Here is a 24,440-nt window from a genome sequence, read left to right on the forward strand (position 1 = left end):
TTTAATTTTAATAAAATTTATTCTTCTGAACCAAGACCATACTTAGCAACTAAGGCTGCCAATGCACCACCTACCAAAGGTCCGATGAAGTATGCCGCAACATGTGTTAATGCCGTTGCTGAGCCAAACATTGCAAAGAAGACAGCAGGTCCAAATGAACGTGCTGGGTTCAATGAAGCACCTGTTACAGAGATACCAACTGTAATCAAAGCTGCCAATGTCAAACCAATGATCATTGGTGCAACAACAGATGAACTAGCAGCTTTCTTTGAAGTTACCATCAAAATAACAAGCACAAAGAAGAATGTTAGGATCATCTCAATAACCGTTGCTCCCATAAATGAAACTGGCGTTGTGTAATCAGTTTGACCAAAACCAACTTGCTTAATCATCGTTGATGTTGCGCCAACACCTTTCATGATTGCCCAAACAACAGCTGAACCAGCTAAACCACCAATTAATTGTGCGATAACATAGCCAACAAATTCTTTCCATGTGATACGACCATTCATGGCAGCTCCCAATGAAACAGCTGGGTTAAAGTGCCCCCCTGAAATTGGTCCAAAGGCATAAGCACCACCGGCTAATGCAATACCAAAAGCCAACGCAACTGGTAATGGGCCAGTTTGTACACCAACTAGAACAACCGCTCCAGTACCGACAGCAACTAACATTAACGTTCCAAAGAACTCTGCTAGATATTTACGCATATTACTTTCCATATTCAATAATTGCTCCTTAATAAGATTGCTTCGTCTTTCAATAACGAAATAAATAAACTAACTCTAACTATATAACACTATTGCACTTAAATTCAGCTTTATTAACAAATTTTTAAACTTAACGACCAATAATGTCTAAAGCATCTTTATCTAAAGTAAACCATGTATTGGTTGCATTAAGCTCAAATTGCTTGATAAAATCGGGTCCATCTGGTTTTGGCGTCGCTGAACCGACTAATTCATTATCGATGCCATAAACTTGTAAGTCATGGAACGCTTCGTCCCAACGAATAGTATAATAATTACCATCCATTTTTTCGTCGACTATCGACTGAAAGCCTAATTTCAATGCTTCTTTGATAACATCTTCTTCTGATACCGTAAAGCCACGGCCAGCCATTAAAGCGACTCGATCACGCACATCTTGCATATCCTCTGGAATTTTTTGTATATCCATCTCTTTACCCCCTTTACATTTTGCTTACTTAATATAAAAAAACATTGTACTAGAAACATTTTAACAGTCAGTTGCGATATAATAAACACTGAACATCATAATTAATTATTAACATAAAATATTTAAAGGAGGTTGCTTTTCATGATTGAGTCAGTCACTGCACAAGAAATGCAACGGTTTAGTCACTATACCACTGATGAAATTGGTGTCCATCCATTAGTTTTGATGGAACGAGCAGCCATATCAGTAATGGAAGTACTTGGTGCGGGTACTTTTGATTTATCTAACGTGTTAGTCATTGCTGGTTTAGGTAATAATGGTGGGGATGGTATCGCAATCACCCGTATGTTGGCTCAAAAAGGGGTCAATGTTGATTTGCTATTACTAGGGGATGAGCATCGTGCGACACCTAATACTGCCAAACAACTCGACATCGCCCGCAAATATGGGGTAACACCACAAAATCGTGTGCATGATTTTCGCCACTATACGGTTATCGTTGATGCCTTGTTTGGTGCTGGTCTGTCTAAACCAGTACCCGTCAAGTTAGGTGATATCATCAAGCGTGTTAATTCCGCTAATATTCCAGTCGTTTCTGTTGATATTCCTTCTGGTTTACATGCTACAACAGGTACTATCCTAGGTTCAGCCATTCGTGCAACAGCAACCGTCACGTTTGCATATCCTAAAAAAGGATTACTACAAAATGAAGGTCTGAAACGTGCTGGTAATATCTATGTGAAAGACATTGGTGTCTATTCACCAGAAGAACTAACAAATTTTAAGAAAGAGAGTCACACCTAATGAAAATCGTATTAGTTGGTGCCGGACCGCGTAATTTAACGTTACTAGAACGACTCATGGCATACGCAAAAGAGACAACCAAACCTGTCGACATTACGCTCTATGATAGTTTTCCTATTGGTGGTCGTGTCTGGAATCCAGATCAAGATCCTATTTTCTTAATGAATACGGTCACCCGACAGTTAACGTTGTTCCCCGATCCATCTGTGCCAAATCATACTGCCACTGCTACTTACGGACCAAATTTTTATGAATGGGCAATAACGTATGGTAAAGAATATGTGACACGTCGTCATTTTGTGAACGAAGAGTATTTTCTTGACGAAATCGCGCGCATTAATCCAAATCGATTTACATCACGTGCCCTATTTGGTGTCTATAGTCAATGGTTCTATGAACGTTTAGGGACACAAGTACCAAGCAATGTCATGTTGTCATATGAACGTAAACAAGTGATTGATGCGGTCAAACATGACCATCAATTCGACGTGTCTTTGGACGATGGCACATCATTTACTGCAGACAAGATCGTCATGGCAACTGGTATGGTCGATAATGCTTTGTCAGAAGAGCAACAAACATTTGCTGATGCAGCAACACAATATAATAATATGTCATATGTGCCAGCAACTCATCCAGCAGAAGCAAAACTAGATGACATTCCAGCTCGCCAAAAAGTTGTTTTACGTGGTCTAGGTCTCAGTTTCTTTGATTATTTGGCTAAGTTGACCATTGGGCGTGGTGGTCGTTTCGCTCGTGATAATAATGGTATCTTATATTATCTACCATCTGGTCAAGAACCTCACATCATTGCTGGTTCACGTCGCGGCTTGCCATTACATGCACGTGGCATTAATCAAAAAGTTAATGCTGGTTACCAACCACTTTTCTTTACTAGTGAAAATCTTGACAAGCTTGCGGCCGACAATGGTGGTCAATTATCTTACGATAGTTTTTTTAAGTTGTTGCAAAAAGAATTAGAATATAAACATTATCATAATACAATTAATGATTTTGGTATTACTTGGCCATTCAATGCGGATCACTTTATGACTGCATTGGCAGAGAGCAATGATTTAAACGCAACGGCACGTCAATTTGGCGTTGCAGAAGAATACATTATGGATTGGCAACGTATTCTCAATCCGGTGGCTGATGTTCCTGACGAAGTTGAATATAGTGATTTTATGATGAATTATTTAACTTGGGACATTAATGATGCCTACAAGGGAAATAATGATGCCCCTTATGCAGGTGCATTTGATATGCTTCGCGATATTCGTTCTGTGATTCGTCACTACTTAGATGCTGGTTATTTAAATGCTGACGAGTACGAAAAATTCTTAAAATACTTTAATCCATTGAATTCTCTGATTTCAGTTGGCCCACCGATTTTACGCATTGAACAAATGCGTGCCCTTATTGAAACGGGTCTCTTAACTGTTGCTGCACCTCATCTAAAAGTAACTGTTCAAGATAATCATTTTGTTGCTAGTGACAGCCGTAACAGTCAGTGGACCGTTGACAACTTAGTAGAAGCCCACTTATCTGGTCCTGCACTATCTCATACCATTAATCCATTATTGCGTCATTTACGTGAAAAAGGTGTCCTCAGTGAAGCAATCTATACACGAGCAGATGGTACTACCTACTCAGTAGGTGGTGCCCGCATGAACAAACAAAACCTCACTGTCATCAATCAAGATAATCAAGAAGTTCCTGGTCTGTTTATTTGGGGTGTTCCAACAGAAGGTTGGTCATGGTTTACCACTTTCTCACCACGACCAAATATCACTGATAAGAATTTGAATGATGCAGAAAATATTGCCCAAGCAATTTTTAAGTAAATCTTGAAATATAATCCGTGATTATCACAAAAGAGTCGTTATTCTCCAGTTTTGGAAAATAACGACTCTTTTTTTGATTAGTTATTGAACAACACCTTGATCTTGATGTTTCAAGTTATAAATAAATGCCACCAACATACAAGCAACAGCAATAACAAAAATATTTCGTAATCCTGTGTGATAAATTTGATGCATCACCGGAACAATTTTGTTTGGTAATTCATTTACCGTATGTGGATTAATCATTTTATTAAACATTGCGACTGTTAAATGCTTATCAGTATGTTGTGCCATACCATTTTGCAATGATTGATTCATTACAATACCAAATATTGAAATTGAAATACTCTGCGATAAACTACGAACCAATGTATTAAATGATGTTGCCATACCAATGTGCTTAGTTGACACAACACTTTGCGAAATGATAGTTGAGCCAGTTACTGTTATCCCAAAACCAGTACCCAAGAAGACACCGACGATCAAGAAAACAAAAAATGGTATCATCGCTGGTAAGCATGATAATACTGCACCACTGACGACCAACAAGCCCATACTGATCATTAAAATCTTTTGTGGTGTTAATCTTGATAACAGCTTTCCGGCAATAAATGAGCCAACGATCCAAAAAATTGAACTTGGTGTAGTTGCAAATCCGGCTAATGTTGCTGGTAAACCTAAAATACCTTGTGTCCAAGATGGTACATAGACATCATAGGCAATTAAGAAGACTGACATCATACCAACAGCAAAATTTTGAATAACAAATGTGCGATTTTTAAATAAATCAAGCAAAATAATTGGATCTGCTGCACGTTTTTCTTGTTGAATAAATAATAGTAAACCAATCACGACTACAATAAAAATGATGCCCACTACCCACCAATTAATTTGTGTTTTATTCAATAATTCAACACCATACAAAATACCGGAAATGGTAATAGACAACCAAATAATGCCCAAAAAGTCTAAATGACCCTTTGTTTCATATTTGTCTTCCTTGAGAAATAATAAAATCAATCCCATCGATAGTAAACCGAAAGGTAAGTTAATGAAAAATACCCATCGCCAGGTAAAATTATCAACAATCAAACCACCCAGTAATGGTGCAACAACTGAAGCAATACCCCATGCAGAATTATTAATTCCCATGATTTGCGCACGTTTTTCTGGTGGATAAATATCCGCAATAATCGTATTAGAAATTGGTAAAATCGCCCCAGCACCAACACCCTGTACGGCACGCCAAATAATTAATTCTGGCATATTATCTGAAAGACCACTTAATACAGAACCCGTTAAAAAGATAATCAACCCAGCAATAAACACTGGTTTACGACCAATATTATCAACTAACTTACCATAAATTGGTGTTGTTAACGTACTTGTTAGTAAAAAAATTGAGAACACCCAATTCATAATGGAAATACCTTCCAAGTCACCAACGATCGTTGGCATCGCTGTCGAAACAATTGTTCCTTCTACCGCACTCAAAAAAGTCGCGATAAATAAGGCCAGCGTTACCATGCCCCTATTTGTTTTTTCTTTTTCCAACCCTATCGCTCCTATTCCCTTTAAATTCCATGAACAATCAATCTTATCATAAGGCAATCACCAACGACAAGCAAACCACCAACGACAAAAGATAGTTGCACAAAATGAATATTAGGTTTATCCTAATGTTAAGTTAAAATTAATTTGGAGGCTGTTTTATGTTTGATGTCTATCAACAAGAACCACGACGTGCGATTTTTGTCATTGATTCTAAAAGTTTTTATGCCAGTGTTGAATGTGTTGCCCGTCATCGTCACCCTTTAAAAACAATGCTTGTTGTCATGAGTCGTCAAGAAAATACTAATGGTGGTTTAGTTCTAGCCGCATCTCCTTTAGCGAAAAAGAACCTTGGCATTAGTAATGTCACTCGGCAACGTGATGTACCAGATAATCCTAACCTCATTATCGCTGAACCACGCATGAATTACTATATTAAAAAAAATCAAGAAATCAATGACATCTATCGGCAATTTGTTGCAGAAGAAGATCTCCATATCTACTCGATCGATGAATCAATTTTAGATATCACAGATAGCTACCAGTACATTATTTCAAAATTCGGTCATGGTCATCATTTAACGCTGAAACAAATTGCTCGTATGATTCAAATGAAAATTAAACAGCAAACCGGTATTTATACAACTGTTGGTATTGGTGATAATCCAGCAATGGCAAAAATGGCTCTGGATATTACCGCAAAACATGACGCTAGCTTAATTGGTGAATGGCATTATGAAACAATTCCTCAATATTTATGGCCAATTAATCAATTAACAGCAGTTTGGCACATCGGAACGCGTACCGCAAAAAAACTTAATCGTCTTGGCATTTTTTCAATGCAAGACTTAGCATTTCATAATCCATATCATTTGATTGAAAAATTTGGCATTATTGGCGGTGAATTATATGCACTTGCTTGGGGAATCGATCGTAGCATCGTACGTGAAAAGTATCATCCCCAAAATCATTCATTAAGTAATAGTCAGGTTTTACCCCACGACTACGATAATCCTGCTGAGATGATGGTTATCATTCGTGAAATTGGTGAACAAATCGCTAGTCGTTTACGTGCCAAAAATTTGGTAACAAAACAACTATCACTTGGTTTGGGCGTTGGCTATCATAATCCAACTGTAAACCATGGTTTCAATGTCCAAACTGCGATCACACCTACTAATCTCAATCTACCAATTACCCAAACGCTTCAGCAATTATTCCTTTCACACTATCACGGCGAAGTGATTCGTCATATTAACATCAGTGCTGGTCAATTAAGCCCTGCTGGTCAGGAACAATTGGATCTTTTTACTTCGCCAAATGATTTGGTACAACAGCATCGCTTAGATCAAACAATTGATATGATCAGGCAGAAATTTGGCGTTGATGCAATTTTCAAAAGTTCCAGTCTTGCTGGTGGTACCATGCTTGACCGTGTTGGTTTAGTTGGTGGTCATAATGGGGGTAATGCTTATGGTTAATGAACCACAGTCGTGCAATGTCGACATACTAAAACAGGCCGCAAATTTTTTTAAATATGATTATTATGATCGTGGCATGATGAAATGGCAAGGTTATTATTTATCGGATCATACTGAACAAGTTCAAAAAACAGCGCAGGCCTTAAAGAGAGCTAATGAACGTTCGCGCTCATCAGAAATGTCGCCAATATTAATGTCAAAGATTTTATTTGAAGCCTACGCCCAACATGAATCCGTCGCCATTCAACTAAATACGCAGTCAGTGAACGGCGTTATTCCTCAAATGATTACCGGTCATGTGATGGGCTATACAGATGAGGCCGTTATCATTGGTGATCACCATGTCCCCTGGTATCAGCTATGGTCTGTGCAAAAATAGACATCTCATTTGGAATCACCTTAAAGAAACATATGCTAAGGATATTTTGAAGAGCACAACTGTTATTATCATTATGTTGTAATCTTTTAGAACACATTAAAAGCCGATAATCTATCGTTAAAATGGATAGACTACCGGCTCTCTTCAGTTAATAAAAAACATGATATCTTGATGATACAATCAATTAATTATTCATTCTTGAATGACGAATACCATATGTCATATACAAAATTAATCCAATAACAAACCAAATGGCTGCTGCTATCAATGTTTCTGAGTGTAGTTGTGTAATCAAAAAACCAGATAACAATGCTGAAATAATCGGCATTACTGGATATCCTGGCATCTTGTACCCATCATGATTAACATCCTTGCGATGACGCAATGGTATGATTCCTAATGAAACAACCACGAAAGCTAGTAACGTTCCAACATTAACCAAGTCAACCAACTTATCCAACGGCACTAGCCCACTAAAGATAGCAATAACAATTGTTGCTACTGTTAGTGCACGGTTAGGATTGCCTTGTTTATTCAGTTTACCAACACCACCTGGCAACAATCCATCACGACCAACGGCATAAATTAAACGGGAAGCAGCATAGGTCATGGTATACATCATTGTAGCCATACCAATCAAAGCACCAATTGTAATAATAAGTGATGCCCAGTTTTGACCAACTTGTTGTAGGGCAAAGGCAGCTGGATCAGCAACGTTCAACTTTGTATAATGCACCATTCCTGTTAGTACCAATCCCATCGCACCATATAATACGGCAGCGACAATCAATGTACCAATAATACCAATTGGCATGTTGCGCTTGGGATTCTTCACTTCAGCAGCAGATGATGACAAGGCATCAAACCCTAGGAAAGCAAAGAAGACCATCGACGTTCCTGTAATCACCCCACGCCAGCCAAAGGCTCCGTTGACACGTTTAGGAATTAAAGGATGATAATTACTACTTTTAATGAAAAAAACACCAATAATAATAAAAACCAAAATAATAACGATTTTCAACAATACCATCGCATTTTCAACACGCTTTGACTGACGTAAACCACCACGTAATAACAAACCAATTAACAAGACAATGATCACAGCAACGATATTAACATAAGTGCCTTGGGCAGGATTGTATGCCCCTGATAAAGCCGTTGGTATCTTAAACAGTGGTGATACTAAATTCGCAAAATAAGCTGACCACCCAGTTGAAACAGCCGACACACTTAACATATACTCTAAGATCAATGCCCAGCCTAATACCCAACCAATCACTTCACCGAAAATAACATTACCATACGAGTAGGCTGATCCTGCGACAGGCATTGCTGTTGACATTTCAGAGTAGGCCATAGCAACCAAACTAGAAACTAACGCTGCTAAGATAAAACTAAAAATAATAGCTGGCCCAGTTGTTGTCGCTGCCACAGTTCCTGGCAAAACAAAGATTCCTGACCCAATTACAGCACCAATTCCTAATGCCATCAAATCTTTTGCATTTAATGACTTTTCAAAATGACCATCACTCGACATATAACTGTCTAATGATTCTCGTTTAAACATTCTCTGCCATATTCCCATACATATACTCCTTTTTGTAGATACAATGGCCAAACTCATTTATCAGTAACTAAATAAAAATAACTAAAATAACAAAAAAACACGCATTGGATTACTATTAGTATCCAATACGTGCCCATGCAGATAATGCATCACAAGTGATTCACTCGTCTTCACACATTTGGATACTTTACCGTCATCCAAATGATCAGCGCAAATCACTCTACGCATAATTCGGATGACTAGCCGAAATACGTAAAGTAATAAAACGCTTGTGTTACTGACAAATGATTTTGCATGTCTACATTTCCTTTTCTTTTAGCTTACTTGTAGATATTAAGCCTATTTGTGAGTAAAGTCAATTGTTTTATGAAAAAAATCTCATAAATATATTAATCTACTAATAATTGATAACCTAAACGATCACCATATTCAAAGGGTACCATGCCACGATATTCAAAATCTGTCTTTGCAATGACATTTTGCATAATCACATTTTCAGGAAATGTATCAATGCGGATATCATGATAACCGCGTGCACGTGCTAAATTAACTAAATCTCGTGTCAAAGTCTTCCCAACACCTTTACCACGAATCGATGAATTAATGGTTACTCGATGAATGGCCACATACTCTGGTTCTTCACCAACCCATTCACCTTGCAAAATTTCATATTCAGCTTCAGGACCGGGTACTAGCGAACCATAACCCGCAACTTGGCCATCATAAATCAAAACGATTCCCCAACCATTTGCGATATCTGCTTCAAATAATGCTCTATCTGGTGCGCCTTCGCCCTGCCATTGCGATGCGCCTTGTTCGCCCAAGTATGCAACGCCATCTTGAAACGCAGCCCAAATTGCTGGAAAATCTTTTGGTTGAGCTGGTCTTGTGTACATCAACATAATCGTCTCCTCCGCGTCTATTATCTATAGAACGTTTCTTATTTAATAGCTACTAAATTGATTAAATAGCAGAACATTATATTAACAAATTCAACAAAAAAACCCAACCCTTTTTTGAAAAATTTCAATTATTTATTTTTTGCATCTGCAACAATCGTTGTGGTGACGTGATTCATTTTTAAAAGTTCTGTAAAAAACTTCATATAGTGACCAAGGACATACACAATAACGATAGCAGCGATAACTAATTCAATTCGTGCTAACGTTATGAAACCAACTGATAAACTTAAGCGGTTTGATAAAACAGTCAACGCTGTTGATGAAATAACGAGTGGAAAAGTAAAGGCTGCGAAACTAGGATAGAAATGCAAAACAGAATGCTTTGCAGAAATATAAATACGAATCATGAAAAATAGTGTCGTCACATATAAACATTGCGCAAATATTGCTAAAGCAATAGCAAAAATATGGTTAAACTGCGTGAAACTATTTAAATACCCTGTTAAACAAAGTGATGCTGGCGCTGCCGTAATCGTTAATAGCGGTAATGCTCCTTCTGCCATTTCACGCAGACGAATCAAACGAAAAATAACAATTGGAAAAACAATAACATATAAACTAAGCGCTAGCCAGAAAAATAGTTGACCAATAAACACATTAAACATTGGCGCACTAACTGATACAACACCAATACCCACAAACATGACAAACCAACTTGGGTAAACAGCTTGTAGAGACGGTTTTGTTTGAATCAAATTTACCCAGCAAAAAGTGACCATAATCAATAGATGAACAATAATTGCAAGAGACCATAGTACGAGTGCAAAGCGCGTCACACCCCAACGGTTAAAATACATGGCCATTAACATCAACGACATCGTAAATGTTGGTAAAGTACCCGCCGCAACTGGATTTAACATTTCACTATAGGCACTACCAAATGACATCATTAATTTTAATAAAATTAATAGCATCAGCACCATGCCAACAATACCAACAAAATTACCTAAAGTAACAAGATGATTCATGATCAACAAATTACCTAAAGCTTCCATACCTAAAATCAAACCACACAATGCCATTGGCGTTTTCTTCAATACTTGTCTCATCATTTTCTCCTTCAATTTATTACCACTTTTATTATAGAGACTGTGTTATGATAAATAAAATTAATCATTTATATAATAAATATAAAAATTATTTATAAAGGAGTGCACCATGAATCCATATCTTGAAACCTTCATCTTAGTATATGAAACCAGAAGTTTTTCACTTGCTGCGCAAACGTTATTTGTTACTCAACCGACCATTTCTATTCAAATGAAACAATTAGAAAAAGACATTGGTCATCCTCTATTTATTCGTGGTCAACACCGAACGATTGAACCCACCGCTGAAGGTAAAATTCTTTATGAACAAGCATTAAAAATGAGAAATATTTGGCAAAACACCCAAGATCAATTAGCGCATTTAAAAACCCCTAACCGCAAATTACTGCGGATTGGCTTTTCTCAAACAGTATCACAAATGCTTGCCACGAATTTTTTTGAAATAGCGCAAAAAAAATTACCAACCATTGATTGGCAGGTAACCGTTGGTAATTCAAACTACATCGCAAAACAACTCGAACAAAAAAAGTTAGATATCGGGTTAGTAGAGAAACCGCTATTAATTAATCCTGAAAAAATGTACCGTCAAAAAATTACAACTGACCAACTAGTACGTATTGGTGACCAAACAGGTACTTGGTTAGTGCGCGAACCCGGTTCAGGAATTGCCCACTATACCCAACAATTTTTTGAGGAATATAGTGTCTTGCCTAAAAATAAGATGCAAATTAATCGTAATGAGTTAATTATTGCCCTCGTCTTGCAAGGCATCGGTGAAACAATTATGTCAAAAAGTGTCCTGCCAGCAACCTTACCTTACACTGAACTCAACGAACATTTTAGAAGAACATTATATAGTTTGACAGCTAATGATCTGGAAAAAACATTAGCCAATAAAATCAATCTATTGCTTAAACAAAGCGTACAATAATAATCAGTTACTACCGCCATGCCTTTTTCATCGCCAAACTAACATAGATTATTTATCCCGTATTCAAGCAATGTTCACGGAATATATGCCATTAAAATAGGCATATTTGATGACATTTAAAAGAATAGTGACCGTGCGTGACCAAATAGTGACCACAATTATACACGCAAAAAAAGCCCACCAGTCGTAATGACCAGTGGGCTTAATTTTATTTTGCCAATAGTGAATCAGCGTTGTACCAAACGTTGCCATAACGTCCTTCAACAATGCCTGCACCATTTGAATTGTTATCGTATTGATCAATAGTACCATGGTCATAACCAGCCGTGAATCTAACCGTGTCACCAACTTGTGTAGCACGGTAGTTACCACGAGTTAAATTATCAAGCATAGCTAACGGAATACCGTTAGCAGTCCATGAAGCATCTTTACCGCCTGCCATATCGTAATTGATAGCTTGCCACATACCGTTCACATAAGCAATTTTATCAACTTTGAATGACTTATATGCTGTAAAGCGATTGCCAGCATTCTTAAACTGATTGATTGCTGATGTATCGTGATTTACAACGGGAGCAGCTGGTGTCACATTAGGCACAACAGCCGTTTTATCAGTACCCGCTGTGAAGAAGTCATCATACAATACCGACACATCAAACCGACCTAATGAACTCGCAAAGGTTTGGTTTGAATTCCATTGGTAAGCGTGTTCTGAGCTCCATAAGCCCATTGCCTTTGACGTATCATACAAATATTGTGCCGGCCATGCTTTTTCGCCATCAGGACTAACTGAAATTGCTGAACCGCCTGTGTAAGTTGTTGAACGATAACCACCATAACGGGCAACTTCATTCTCAAACGCTCTAGCAACTGGTTGCATTGCACGACCCATGGCGATTTGATTTTGATTTTCAATATCGACCGCTAAAACGGCACCAACGGGCAAGCCGTCAGCTTTCGCCATATTGACCGCATAATCAGCTTCTTGAATTGCCCCAGCGACTGTGGTGGCGTGCAAATAGTGATAGCCATTAATGTAAACACCAGCTTGTTCAGCAGCTGCAATGTTACCCTTTGCGGTGTAATCGTGATAGCCAACACCCTCACTGATTTTGGTTGTGACGGCTTTCATACCGTATGTGTTTCGCATGTAGGTAAATTCAGGTGTCGTCATTTGTCCGTTGTGGTTGGAAACGTCCACCATATCAATACGGGGCGTATCAGCATGAACGGTTGTCTCACCAACACCACCTAACGCCAATACAGCACCAACTGCTAAAATAGTGGTTTTAATTTTGTTCATTTGAACCTCCTGTCGTATCTGCTACTTCAGTGACTTTAACAGGTTCAGGTTCGTCTGTTTTTGGTTGATCCGTCGTTGGTGTTTCAACAACGCCACCACCCGATACCACACCTAACATTCCTAAGATAGTTAGAACCGTATTAACAACAGCGGCGATTGCATTCCAGTCACCTGTAAACTTGATGCCAAAAGCAGCAAGCAATTGTTGAATTAGCACGATTAACAAAGAAAGCAGACCTGCAATTACTTTCCCTGAGTAACTACCGTCTGCATTCTTGAGCGAATTATTTAATTTTTTTAACACAATTATCAAACCTCCTAATGTTTATGCGTCAATATATCTCGCCATTCTTCTAAAGCCTTAATGCGAAGTTCATGGCCTTCTGTGATTTCATTAGACTTTTTCAATTCATGTGTCAGGTCTTTTAAATCATCACGAAGCAATTCAATTTGGATCATAACTGTATTTTTTAACACCCACCATAAACCACCTAATAGAATGGATCCTGCCGTTAGCCAACTAAGTAAGTCATGTGGCCAAAATCCATGCATTGCCTCACCTCCCTTAAGCTGGTTGATAATCTTTACCCGTTAAATCTTTGTAATCTTGTGCAGATATCCATTGTACTTGTGTGAACAAGGCTAAATCAGCTTCATTAAAGTACCCCATTTTAAAATATTCAATGACCATCTCACGCATTGGTTGTTCCTCCTTGTGTCTTAAGTGTGGCGACAGTTTTCATTAAATCTGCAATAGTAGCTGTATTTGTGGCTTTATCCCGTGCCATTGCTGACGTCAGGTTGGCAATATTTTGTTGCAACGTTTCCGTTGAGGGTGTTTGTTCAGATGCTTCAGCCTCAGCTTGTAAATCCGCTAATTGCTTAGTCAAATCCTCACCTTCCCATTTATTCAATGCTGAATTCCAGACTGGATTAATTAAATTACCAATCTCAACAGCCGTTGTATTAGCTGGCTGTTCAACGGATAGTCGCATCCCGTTGTACTTAAAAGTCACAGGGTCATAACCTGACCACCAAGTTGCTTCTTGTGTCATTGTTAAACTTCCTTTCTATTTTGGCATGTCATCAGCTGTTTGATACGTGCCATAAATTGAAATGACACTGCTATCTGTGCTGTTCTTGTTATAAGTTGAACGGCTCATGACTGAACCATCCGCATATATCCAAACATTACCTGCCTTACGTCCTGTCTGCCAATCAGCTTGTTCTAAGCTAAGAGCGGCGAAATCAATGGGACGATAACCAGCTGGAATACTACCAGCAGGGATCAAACCAGCGAATTGGCCAAACAGAATAGTACTACCAGCATTATTAAACTTAGCGGTTACTGTATTGCCGTACCTAATCAAGTGTAAAGTACCATCTAATAGACTGACTGTTGTTTCATGTTTAATTGATGTGTTATTAAATACGGCGGTTGTATCAACAGTTTTAGCACTATCTGCCTTACCAGCTGTGTCTGCTTTAGCATGTAAAGCACCCTTAACCGTGACGTCGTTATTGAAAGTGTTGTTGTCATTAAAGACATTGGCTGAATTTAGAGTTGGAACCTGTTTACTATTTACTATGGCTACCATTTCATTCAATGTTTGTTGTAATGTATCGATAGCTGCTTCTTGTGGGGTAATTCTGCCATTCAAATCAGCAATTAATTTATCAGCATCAGCAATCGCATCTTTAACCGACTGAATAAAGTCTTGAGAAGCATTGGCTGATAAAACAATCCCGTCGGCAAATACGGTAAACGTGATAGGCACTGATGAAATCGCAGTGCCTTTGTCATCCTTTACAACTAAATAGGCTTCTTTTACATCACCAGCCGCTTGATAAACTTGGCTTGGAATGAGCATTGAAAATAGCCCACCGGTGGCAGAAATCATGTCATAAATGCCGTTCACGATTTTAATCTTACCTGCTGCATCTTTTACTTCTAATGCCACATCTTGTCCATCTAAATTGTGCGGTAATTGCCCATCTTTTAACGCAAAATAAACAATGCGCCCATTATCACCTTGCCGACCATTCAGTCCTTGAATTGGCGTTGCATCTGTGATTGATAGATTGGTGTCAACGACAGCATAGCGGTCTTTTGTTGCCATGTTTTATCCTCCATATAATTCTTTTTCTTCTCGTGGGTCAATTGGGAACCCTAGTTGTTTCAGTACCTTCTCAACATAATCGATTCGATCAGCTGTTGAGTTGAATGTGTACCCATTAATGTTGGTACGTGTTTTATCTAATTCTTTGAAATTGTTATTTAACTGTTCTCTAAGACTACTATCAACATTATTAGATATGTCCGTTACCAATGACATTTGTTGTCTCCTTTCTAAACTGGATAGCTCACTGTGCCCGAAATCCAATCACCATTCCAAACATCTGTCATGTTAATAACTAATGTGCCATTAGGTTGCACTTTTAAATGTCCCATATTGGACTTACTGGAAATATCAATTAATGACGCTGTGACGTCAAACGGTGGCTTAGGAATATCAGTTGCCAGTGTTCCAACTTGCGTATCACCTTGCATATTTGACACTGTTTTGGCAATCGAACCAACCAGCGTTAATGTTACTAATTTATCGTTGTAAGCATAATTGAGAATTGGCAATCCGTTAGTCAGATTAAGCGTCCCTTTGATTAAAGAAACTTTTTGAGGCAAGTCAGTTTTCAAGGCATAGGGCTGTAAATCATCTTTGTCCAGTAATTCAGGTTTATTGTTAATGGCTTCCCAATGGGTCAACGCATAGGCTCGATTACCATCATCATCTGAATATTGTACAATTGGCGTTTTCTTACTTGAATCTGGGTCGGGTTCTGGTGTTGGTTGCTTATCTGATTGCAACAGCTTATGCCAACTATTTGCGTCACCATAAAACAAATCTAAGTCCAAATTACCGTCATAACCAGTTAAAGCACCGTGTGAACTGTATTGATAAATTGTTGGAAACAACCAGTTACCAAATGGCAGTGCATCAGTCCAAGGGGTATCTTGGTAGCCAGTTGGATTATCATCGGCATACTGGGCGCACCATAAAGCGTAATCTTTAGCGACAGATGACCAATCATACTTACTTGTCACCGATTTACTCATGTAAATCAGTGGTCGGACGCCTGTTTGACTATAAACATAATCAAGCCACGTCTTAGCATAACTAGCACCTTGTGTTAAAACGTCCTTTTCCCAATCCAAAAACAAAATAGCTTTACCAATGTAATCTTTAACATTATCTAAGAAATACTGGGCTTCTTTCTCTGCTCCAGATCCATCTGCATAATGATATAAGCCCAGCAATTTGTTAGTTGCAACAGCTTGTTGATATTGGTCTTTAAATTCGGATGAAACATAATCAATTCCTTGTGTTGCCTTGATAATGACAAAATCAGCACTTATTTTTGATAAATCAATCGTTGGTTGCCAGTCTGAGATATCAATACCATTTAATGTCATTCAATCACCTCACCTACTGTCCAACTTTTAATCTGTTTATTTTTAATAGCGTTAATTTCATTGATCACATTGGCATTAGTCTGTTTTGCATCATTCAATTGGTTTTTATTGCTATTTTGAAAATCCAATATCGTTTTTACGGTACTGTTTAGTGTGATGGATGTCTTTTGCGTCTTGTCCAGTGGATAATAACTATAAGCCAACACCATCACATCCGTTACAAAACCAGTTGCTAATATTTCTAATCGTTTCGTTTCACCCGCAACCGGTGCATCATCATCAAGATAATCAAGGGTAATTGAGATAGCTGGTTCAGTAACTAACTGTGCTCGTGCAGCATTGTCAGCAGCATTTACATCTGTAAAGCGATCATCACTAAAATCACCACCGTCCCAGATACCATATTTACTAATTGATGTATCATCCTTAATAATATGTGGTTGCCAATATGAACTACCATCTTCTTTTTGTGCACTTACAACGGTCAGCTGATTAACTAAGCTGGTTGAATCATAGGTTAACGCCAAATTGTCCGAATTGTAGCGATATCCCAAGCGATTACCTAAGTTCTTACTAAAATTATCTCGATCATAAATAATAATTTTTTTATTATCTGGAAAGATAAATGCATCTGGCCAAGTCGATATAATCTGACTTAAACCATCAAACGCATTGCTACCGCCTAAATCAGTAATTTGTTGTGAACTAAACGAGCCGCGTACTTCATACGAATAACCAAATTGATTATTGGCCAAATAAAAAGACAGCACATCATTAACTGAATAAGTTAATGTACCGTCTTTCTTGTCGTGTTGAAAAATCTTACGACAGTCCATATAAATATGGGTGGCTGTGATTGCAATTGTGTTATAACCATTAACATAACTAGGTACGCTTGATTTAATAACAAATTGTTGACCGTTAAAAGTAATGATATTTTCAGCGATTAATAAAGCATAAGCAACACTGTTATCTGCATAAGCTGTAAACGTTATTTGATATTGACTATTATTTTCCCAGCTAACATTAAACGTTGGTTGAACGATTGATTGAAGCGGTTCTTGTAGGGTGCCATCACGCTTCATCACCGTAATCACATTATTAGTCAATATAGATGAACGGAAAACTAAAGGTGGTTGTATGACTGGTAGCACCCGATACCGTGATGTCATTCCAACCTTTTTCTAGTTTTATAAAACCAAAATCACTATTCTGTGATGCTGGCTGACCATTCAATAAAGTAGCTACCCCATTTAAAATGAGCTCATCACTACTACTAATTGCCTTGTTATATTTATAACTTGTGTCATTGGTTTTGTTCGTAATCTGATACGAATTGCCACTAAACTTAATTCGTAAAATTAAATCATGGCGTTGATAATAAGGATCAATTGCCACATCACTTGGATTATAAATTTTAAAATTCATAGCAGTCTGCTCATAAACAGGTGTTTCAGCTAGGTTAAAATTCATCCCAAATGATGTATGTGTCACGTCAATCGCATCACTTCTGACGATTGAATACTTATAACCTGATGGAATTTCAAACGGGATTGAAAACAATGAATCATCCTGACCATCAGCAATGAATTTAATATCAAATGACGTTGGACGTCCAAACATCACCTTTTCAAAATCAATATCCGTTCTAAAGCGGACTAATTCACGATCACCAAACAATTGATAAATTTCATGGCGCAATAACTTTTGTTCATAAAAATCAGTCGACCGTAACAGAAAGTTAGCTGTAAAAATCAGCTTGTCAAACCTTGTACCTGTAAACTGACTACCATCTTTCGCCGTTTCGTCTTGATAGTTATTAACAAAAGCTGGCGTTGAATCACCTCCTAAATAGTCCACACTGGGCAATCTATCGCTAATGTCAAATTCGTCTTGCCCATTTAATTGCATTAAAAATGTTGGTTTGATAGTCTCACCCCCTATTCAATGATTGATAATCACGTAAATTAACGTCATTTGCTTGTTTACGATATAGTTCATCTTTACTAAAGACGGCTTGAACAAGTTGATTACCTTGACCTTGAACTAATTGAGATAACAATGTAATCACGTTATCTAATTTACTTTCTAACTTTGAATTATCAGTGGTAACTGATGCGTTATTTTGACCGTCTCGTGCTGCCATTGCAACAGCAGTTTTACCAAGTAATTCAAAACCACGACTAGATTTCATTGCATCTAATGGAATAATCATTTCAGGTTGATTATTTTCACCGATTTCAGCGAATTGATGACGTGTAATCAAACCACCATTTGCATAGCCATGTCCATTACCCAAAAATGATAGGCTATCACCATAACGGTGCTTAGCATAATTCAAGCCCGCCAGAAGATTGTCATAACCGTTCATGATGTTGTTGTGACCAGCGAGAGCATAAGCGCTAAACGTGGTTGGCTTAACTTGCATCAACCCAGTAGCACGTCCATCAGCAAGACCATCAGTTCCACCAATTGCCTTAGGATTACCACCAGATTCAGTATTTATCTGGCGCAAGACACGTTGAACCATTGAGTCTGATGTACTTAAGCCTAATTTAGACAAAGCTTTCTTAACGTCATCTGCCCAGCTTTGAACATTACCATCTTTACCTGTTGAACTATCGTTAAGTGGTGCGATAAACTTTTTAATCCAGTCCATCATGCCACCAGTTTGCTTTTTAATTAACTTAGCTAAAGGACTATTTGTTGCAATCTCTTTAGCTTTTGCATCAACACTCTTACCAAAGTCTAAAAATGTTGTGGCACCTGATGCACTCCGTCCATGATAAGTGTGATAAGCATGATCACCATTCCAGTTATATTCTTCACCAGAAATTTTATCACCTTGGACACCAGTGACCATGGCAACGTGATTACCAAATTCTGAGCCAGCACCGTAAACAGCCACATCACCAACTTTAGGTGTTTTGGAATGTGGTACAGGTGCATTGACCCAATCGCGACCATTACCTAAGTGAGAGAATAGACTGGGATTAACACCCATGTTGGCCAAACGACTAGCAACGAATGATACACATTCTTTGATGTAATAACCCCACTCATCAGGTGGCATGGAATCAGCAGCTCGACTTTTATACTTATAGTCATCACCTTTCATACCACCATCGGCACCAGCACTTGATGCATCATTGGCCATGTTCCAAAGCGTTGACCACCAATCTTTTGCAGTGCTTTTAATCTTTTTAAAAGCGCCAGTTGCAATACCGTCCGCAAAATTAGAAATACCGCTATTTTTTAAGTCCATTACCTTGCTTAGGGTACCTTCTGGGTCTTTGACAGCTCCAGTGATGTATTCAAACATCTTAGTGAATTTTTCAACACCATTTTTCAAGCCGTCCCAAGCTTTACCAGCGATATTACCAACAAAACTACCAGCACCATGAATTAATTTACTCCAAAAACCAGTTCCATTAGCAAAATGAGTTATTCCTTGCAAGCCCATTAACATAGCTGTTTCACGAGCATTAAGGACTTCCGTACCGGGTAATAACAATCGTTCCGTGTTTTGTCCTTGGACGATTTCCATCTTGCCATTAGGATGAATGATTGTTTCTTTATTTCCTGTTTCAGGACTATCATTACCATCATTCAAGATAGCATGTGTTAACTTATCAATCGCACCAGTACCATTAGCAAATTTTTTAACTTCAGGTATTTTACCAATCGCACTTTCAGGGCCACCGAAATCGTGGATCAAACCATTAATACCAGAAATACCAGCATTAGGTATTTTAATAACAGCATTGATACCATCACGAGCTAAGTCCTTCATACCTTGCCACATATCTGAAAATCCTGATTTAATGCCTGTCCAAGTATTGCTAAAAGCACCACCTATTCTACCCAAAACATCGTCAAAGGTATTTTTTAGTGACCAAACAGCATCATGACCGAATTTTTTCATACCATTCCAGATATTCACGAAGAAACCTGAAATGCCATTCCATGTATTTGTCCAGTCGCGGCTGAGATTATTTAAAAAGCTATCCCAACTTTTACTGATTGATTTAGAAAACCCGTTCCAACTTTTAGTAATGTCATTCCAAGTGTTGCTAAACCAGCCTGTTACCCCTTTAAAGAAGTTCTGGGCTGATTTAACTAAATCATTAACGAAGTTACGAAACTTTTTGTTATGCTTATACAACTCTGTAAAAGCAACAATGACAGCCGTAATAGATGAAACAAGTAAAATCAATGGGTTAGCTTTCAAAAAATTGAAGGCTAGTTTAATCCCATTACCAGTAACTCTGGCAGTCTTAACTAAACCATTCATGGCTAGTGTGGCACCTTTAGTTGCAATTGAAGCTGTAAATTGCAGACTTTTTGAAATAAGTTTGCCTGTTGCTGAACTAACAGTTTTTAATGCTGACAAACTTTTTGTAAATGCCGTTTTTGCTAAGCTTGCGCTCCAGCTAAAAGCTGATTTCCCCCACTTTTTAGCTGTTGTTCCAGCTATTTTAATCGTTTCCCATGACTTATTGAAAGCTTTGCTACCTAATTCAGCAGTCCAGCTAAAGGCTTTACCGATACCTTTGCCCAATTTACCGATAATACCTAATTCACGTTTTGCTGGTTCACCATCAACTTTGGGTTTAATAATTAGACCCGATATATCTTTAAAAGCTGATTTAATTTTGCCAAACTGTGCCGCCGTTCCTAAAACACCTTTTAATGCCAAATCAAAGCCTACAACAGATGCGGCCAGTACTTGAAACGTTTTTGGATGTTCCGCAGCAAAGTGACCAAGTTGTTCTAATAATGGGAGAGCGATTTTAAGCGTCGTGCCTATCACACCAAAACCAGCACTTCCTAAGTTCTTCGTCATTTCAAAGAAAGACTTAATATCACTAGCATGTTTTGCGACAAAGTTACCCAACTTCTCAATCGAGTCAGCCGTATAATTTGCCATGTCAGCGACAGGGTTAGATTTGGTATCTTTAAATGAGCTGCTAAATGCTTTAACAATGACATTTACTGATTTATTAGCACTTTCACCGATTCTATCAAAAGACTTATCGACTTGGGCACCGTCTAATGACTTAGACAATCCGGATAACATGGTGTTAGATTCATTAAAGAAGCCTTCTGTTATCTTTCCTGACAAACTTTTATAGCGTTCTTCAAAATGGCTAGCAAATCCATCAAACGTTTTGTAATAATTATCTAGCCCTTTTGGCTTGGCATCTGACATTGTTTCAATTGCCTTAGCTAAGTCTTGCATCGATAACTTACCGCTTGAGGCTAACTCAGCTAACTTGTCTTTCGAAACATTCATTGTTTGAGCTAGAGTGTCTGAAAATCCTGGCAATTGTTTATTCAGCTTAGTAATTGAACCTGCTGTGATTTCACCAGAAGCATTTGCTTGACTAAACTTAGTAATTAAACCTGTCAGTTTAGTGTCACTCATGCCTGTGGCACGCCCCAAATTAACAAATGAATCAGACAATTTTTTTGCACCATCTGTATTTTGGGTTAGGCCATATGTTTTCTTAGTTAAAAGTGCGACCGTATCAGCAGCATAACCAGATTCTTCTCGCACACCTTTGAAATTAGCCATTAATTTCGTAGATACTTCACGATTACCGCTAGTGAAATTATCAAAACCAATTTTCATGTTTTGGATTTCTTTATCATAATCAATCCCAGCTTTAACAACACCTGTAATATGTGATTTAACTGAATTTAAGCCACTAATTACACCACCTGCAATTAAATTGCCCATGAAAATTGATTTAAAACGACTTCGAGTACCTTCAAGCGAACGATCAAGACTTTCCAATTTATTTTTAACTGTTGTTAATCCTTGAGTTTCAGGTTTAATATCAGTTCGATTGAAATTTTTAATATCACGAGTTGTTTCAGAAAGTTTAGCACCCATTTGTGCAACGCGTAATTCTTGTCGCTTGTAGGCATTTGAGCTCTTATCACCTGATTCAGACAGCTTATTTAGTTCAGCTTTTTGAATTTCAAGTTGCTTAGTATAATTTTCTTGTGTATTTTTTAAATTATTTAACTTAACTTGATTAGCTTCTTCAGTTCGTCCTTCCGCCTCAAGTTTTTGTACTCTGGCTTCCGTTAACGAATTACTATGTTTTAATTCATCATTAAGTTTAGCTAGACCGGACTCTTGATACTTATAAGACTGCGTTGCCTTTTCTAATTGTCCCGAATATGAAGCATACTGCCGCTCAGCTTTAGCTAACTCAGTATTTAAGTAATTCTGTAATTCTCGACCTTTGTCAGTACTAGTATTGACGTTTTCTAGACCAGCTTTTAAAGCCTCAATCTTAGATTTTTGAGCTTCCAGCGTTTGCTGCAAACCTTCATATTTAGCTTTAGATGCACTAACAGCATCGCCTGATGCTTTGTATTGGTTTTCCAATATGCGAGCTTCTGTACTACTATCCTTAACGACACTCGTTAATTCTTTCAATGCTGCAGTGGCACTTTCAGTATTGAGTGATAAGTTAGTCGCCATTTCATTAACGATTTGTTTTGCCATTTAGTTCCTCCTTTCTAAATAGATTGTTCTGCAGTTTCTGGGTCGATACCCAGTGAAGCCATGAATTGCGAACCCGTCATTGGTCGATCTTCAGCACTTTGTGCGCTCAAAACTTCATTTAATCGATAAAAATCTTCATCTTCAAATTGTGAAGGTAAAATATGCAAATACGTTAAAGCATTTTGTTCATTAAAATCGAAGTCTTTAATGGCCGTATCAATCGCATCATATCGCTCGCTTAAGCTCCTAAACCCTTATCTTTTGTAGTTGCTTCTTCTGGATTAGTACCCATAATTTCTGAAGATATTTTAATGGCTAAATCTTGTGTTTCCATTAGTCCTAATTCTTCTAGCTTTTCCTTGCTCGTATCAGATAAATGTAGAATTTCTGTAATGTAATCAATTGCTATGTCCTGAAAACCAACATACATATCAATTTGATGTTCCATTTCTTCAAATTCAGTTAATTCGTCAGTTGGTTCGACTTTTTCACCGGACTCTAATTTTTCTTGTTTAGCTTTTTCAGCCTTTTCAATCTCGGTTCTTTCAATTTGAAAATGAAGAACATCTTTTTGAAACTGTAATGTTTTGCGAAAGTTCTTATTAGTTTCTTTGACAATGATTGGCTTTGATAATCCTAATTCTTTTTTAACATCAATTTTTACAGTCATTTTTGTCTCCTGTTTAATTTGTTTTGGTATTGGCGCCTCATTTGAGACATAATAAAAAGCCGTCAGTAGACGACTTTAAAAAACTATCCTTCAGTAGGTGAAGCAGCTACTGGTGTTTTAAACACATCTTCAATCATTGCTTGTTCATCAAATCGTGATGATGATGAAAAGAAATACTTACCAAATCCATCATCGCCACGTTCAACCGCTGCAATAGTAATCGCATCAGTAGCACGGTTATCATTTGCATTATTTGAAGTCATTGTATGTGATGGCTCAGTGGCAATGCCCATATAGATACCAACATACAATGGTTTATTAATATCGAACGATTCAGCTGATTCAGCTAATAATGCAACTCGAACATTTGGATCAGCCTTTCCAGTAATTGTAAAACCACCCTTACCATCTGACGGCATCCCTAAAATAGCCATTTTAATTTCATTTGGCAATGCATTAACAGTTAATACGGCTTGTGCTGCTCCTTTTCCTGCTGACTTGTAAACTAACTTATTATTACCAAAAGTATCGGCTGTTGATCCAGCTAAATTAGTTAATGCCACACTAGCAACACCATAAGAATTATCAACTGTAACATCAAAAATTCCTGATGTATCTGTTGCTGCTTGATCGGTATACTTATAAATTCCATTTGAGCCAACAAGCCTAACGCCTTGTTTATCCACCAAAGCTAGTTTTGCACCCTCAATACCTAATGACAT

At 37.8% G+C, this 24,440-nt stretch carries 24 protein-coding genes and 1 pseudogene; 5 read left to right on the top strand and 20 right to left on the bottom strand.

The genetic code is table 11. The annotated features are described in order from the left end of the window. Positions 1-17 precede the first annotated feature (17 nt). Together ACSKY2_RS06485 and ACSKY2_RS06490 are read right to left on the bottom strand one after the other, a co-directional pair. Positions 18-722 (bottom strand): MIP/aquaporin family protein, encoded by a 705-nt coding sequence (locus tag ACSKY2_RS06485; protein WP_489877166.1) that lies wholly within the window; start codon positions 720-722, stop codon positions 18-20. A gap of 118 nt (positions 723-840) precedes the next feature. After that, complete coding sequence (locus ACSKY2_RS06490; protein ID WP_489840540.1) at positions 841-1,179, bottom strand: hypothetical protein; 339 nt, start codon at positions 1,177-1,179, stop codon at positions 841-843. 141 nt (positions 1,180-1,320) lie between these two features. Here ACSKY2_RS06490 and ACSKY2_RS06495 point away from each other — a divergent pair, with 141 nt between their 5' ends. Next, entirely contained in the window at positions 1,321-1,983 is a 663-nt protein-coding gene (locus ACSKY2_RS06495) for an NAD(P)H-hydrate epimerase (RefSeq protein ID WP_489877167.1), read from the top strand. After that, positions 1,983-3,830, top strand: a complete 1,848-nt coding sequence (locus ACSKY2_RS06500) for an FAD/NAD(P)-binding protein (RefSeq protein WP_489877168.1) — start codon at positions 1,983-1,985, stop codon at positions 3,828-3,830. The genes ACSKY2_RS06495 and ACSKY2_RS06500 overlap by 1 nt, the downstream gene beginning before the upstream one ends. An 81-nt stretch (positions 3,831-3,911) precedes the next feature. Here ACSKY2_RS06500 and ACSKY2_RS06505 read toward each other — a convergent pair whose 3' ends face one another. After that, the gene (locus ACSKY2_RS06505; RefSeq protein ID WP_489877169.1) at positions 3,912-5,384 is read right to left on the bottom strand and encodes an MDR family MFS transporter; all 1,473 of its coding nucleotides are present in this window, start codon (positions 5,382-5,384) and stop codon (positions 3,912-3,914) included. A 158-nt stretch (positions 5,385-5,542) separates the two neighbouring features. Between ACSKY2_RS06505 and ACSKY2_RS06510 the strand changes: the two genes are divergently transcribed. Continuing rightward, positions 5,543-6,862, top strand: a complete 1,320-nt coding sequence (locus ACSKY2_RS06510; RefSeq protein WP_489877170.1) for a Y-family DNA polymerase — start codon at positions 5,543-5,545, stop codon at positions 6,860-6,862. Further along, positions 6,855-7,241 (top strand): hypothetical protein, encoded by a 387-nt coding sequence (locus ACSKY2_RS06515; RefSeq protein ID WP_489877171.1) that lies wholly within the window; start codon positions 6,855-6,857, stop codon positions 7,239-7,241. The genes ACSKY2_RS06510 and ACSKY2_RS06515 overlap by 8 nt, the downstream gene beginning before the upstream one ends. A 184-nt stretch (positions 7,242-7,425) precedes the next feature. Here ACSKY2_RS06515 and ACSKY2_RS06520 read toward each other — a convergent pair whose 3' ends face one another. From ACSKY2_RS06520 to ACSKY2_RS06530, 3 genes are all read right to left on the bottom strand, one after another. Continuing rightward, entirely contained in the window at positions 7,426-8,826 is a 1,401-nt protein-coding gene (locus ACSKY2_RS06520; protein ID WP_489877172.1) for an APC family permease, read from the bottom strand. A 371-nt stretch (positions 8,827-9,197) separates the two neighbouring features. After that, positions 9,198-9,704: a GNAT family N-acetyltransferase gene (locus ACSKY2_RS06525; RefSeq protein WP_489877173.1), complete on the bottom strand. Its 507-nt coding sequence runs from the start codon at positions 9,702-9,704 to the stop codon at positions 9,198-9,200. Positions 9,705-9,838: 134 nt separating this feature from the next. Then, positions 9,839-10,819: a TDT family transporter gene (locus tag ACSKY2_RS06530; protein WP_489877174.1), complete on the bottom strand. Its 981-nt coding sequence runs from the start codon at positions 10,817-10,819 to the stop codon at positions 9,839-9,841. Positions 10,820-10,928: 109 nt separating this feature from the next. Here ACSKY2_RS06530 and ACSKY2_RS06535 point away from each other — a divergent pair, with 109 nt between their 5' ends. Further along, positions 10,929-11,750 (top strand): LysR family transcriptional regulator, encoded by an 822-nt coding sequence (locus ACSKY2_RS06535; protein WP_489877175.1) that lies wholly within the window; start codon positions 10,929-10,931, stop codon positions 11,748-11,750. Between the two features lie 208 nt (positions 11,751-11,958). On the opposite strand, the gene ACSKY2_RS06540 is transcribed toward ACSKY2_RS06535, so the two are convergent. From ACSKY2_RS06540 to ACSKY2_RS06605, 14 genes and pseudogenes are all read right to left on the bottom strand, one after another. Then, positions 11,959-13,053: a GH25 family lysozyme gene (locus ACSKY2_RS06540; RefSeq protein WP_489877176.1), complete on the bottom strand. Its 1,095-nt coding sequence runs from the start codon at positions 13,051-13,053 to the stop codon at positions 11,959-11,961. A 16-nt stretch (positions 13,054-13,069) separates the two neighbouring features. Further along, a pseudogene (locus ACSKY2_RS06545) lies at positions 13,070-13,357 on the bottom strand (phage holin); the annotation flags it as partial. 14 nt (positions 13,358-13,371) lie between these two features. Beyond that, a complete protein-coding gene (locus ACSKY2_RS06550) occupies positions 13,372-13,605 on the bottom strand; it encodes a hypothetical protein (protein WP_489877177.1) in 234 nt (77 codons plus the stop codon). Between the two features lie 13 nt (positions 13,606-13,618). Next, a complete protein-coding gene (locus tag ACSKY2_RS06555; protein WP_489839522.1) occupies positions 13,619-13,753 on the bottom strand; it encodes an XkdX family protein in 135 nt (44 codons plus the stop codon). Continuing rightward, the gene (locus ACSKY2_RS06560) at positions 13,746-14,108 is read right to left on the bottom strand and encodes a hypothetical protein (protein ID WP_489877178.1); all 363 of its coding nucleotides are present in this window, start codon (positions 14,106-14,108) and stop codon (positions 13,746-13,748) included. The genes ACSKY2_RS06555 and ACSKY2_RS06560 overlap by 8 nt, the downstream gene beginning before the upstream one ends. Positions 14,109-14,123: 15 nt before the next feature. Beyond that, entirely contained in the window at positions 14,124-15,173 is a 1,050-nt protein-coding gene (locus tag ACSKY2_RS06565) for a BppU family phage baseplate upper protein (RefSeq protein ID WP_489877179.1), read from the bottom strand. Between the two features lie 3 nt (positions 15,174-15,176). Next, positions 15,177-15,389: a hypothetical protein gene (locus tag ACSKY2_RS06570; RefSeq protein WP_489877180.1), complete on the bottom strand. Its 213-nt coding sequence runs from the start codon at positions 15,387-15,389 to the stop codon at positions 15,177-15,179. Between the two features lie 14 nt (positions 15,390-15,403). Next, positions 15,404-16,525 carry a GH25 family lysozyme gene (locus tag ACSKY2_RS06575; protein WP_489877181.1) on the bottom strand — a complete coding sequence of 374 codons (1,122 nt, stop codon included), beginning with the start codon at positions 16,523-16,525 and terminating at the stop codon, positions 15,404-15,406. After that, entirely contained in the window at positions 16,522-17,697 is a 1,176-nt protein-coding gene (locus ACSKY2_RS06580) for a phage tail protein (protein ID WP_489877182.1), read from the bottom strand. Before ACSKY2_RS06580 ends, ACSKY2_RS06575 begins: the two co-directional genes overlap by 4 nt. Then, positions 17,627-18,385: a phage tail domain-containing protein gene (locus ACSKY2_RS06585; RefSeq protein WP_491737212.1), complete on the bottom strand. Its 759-nt coding sequence runs from the start codon at positions 18,383-18,385 to the stop codon at positions 17,627-17,629. The genes ACSKY2_RS06580 and ACSKY2_RS06585 overlap by 71 nt, the downstream gene beginning before the upstream one ends. Positions 18,386-18,458: 73 nt before the next feature. Further along, the gene (locus tag ACSKY2_RS06590; protein WP_489877184.1) at positions 18,459-23,048 is read right to left on the bottom strand and encodes a tape measure protein; all 4,590 of its coding nucleotides are present in this window, start codon (positions 23,046-23,048) and stop codon (positions 18,459-18,461) included. Positions 23,049-23,062: 14 nt separating this feature from the next. Next, a complete protein-coding gene (locus tag ACSKY2_RS06595; RefSeq protein WP_489877185.1) occupies positions 23,063-23,215 on the bottom strand; it encodes a hypothetical protein in 153 nt (50 codons plus the stop codon). 71 nt (positions 23,216-23,286) lie between these two features. Then, complete coding sequence (locus tag ACSKY2_RS06600) at positions 23,287-23,718, bottom strand: phage tail tube assembly chaperone (protein WP_489877186.1); 432 nt, start codon at positions 23,716-23,718, stop codon at positions 23,287-23,289. A gap of 83 nt (positions 23,719-23,801) precedes the next feature. Beyond that, positions 23,802-24,440, bottom strand: coding sequence for a phage tail protein (locus ACSKY2_RS06605; protein ID WP_489877187.1), 639 nt, complete (start codon positions 24,438-24,440; stop codon positions 23,802-23,804).

This window comes from Weissella sp. ESL1156, from assembly GCF_058505625.1.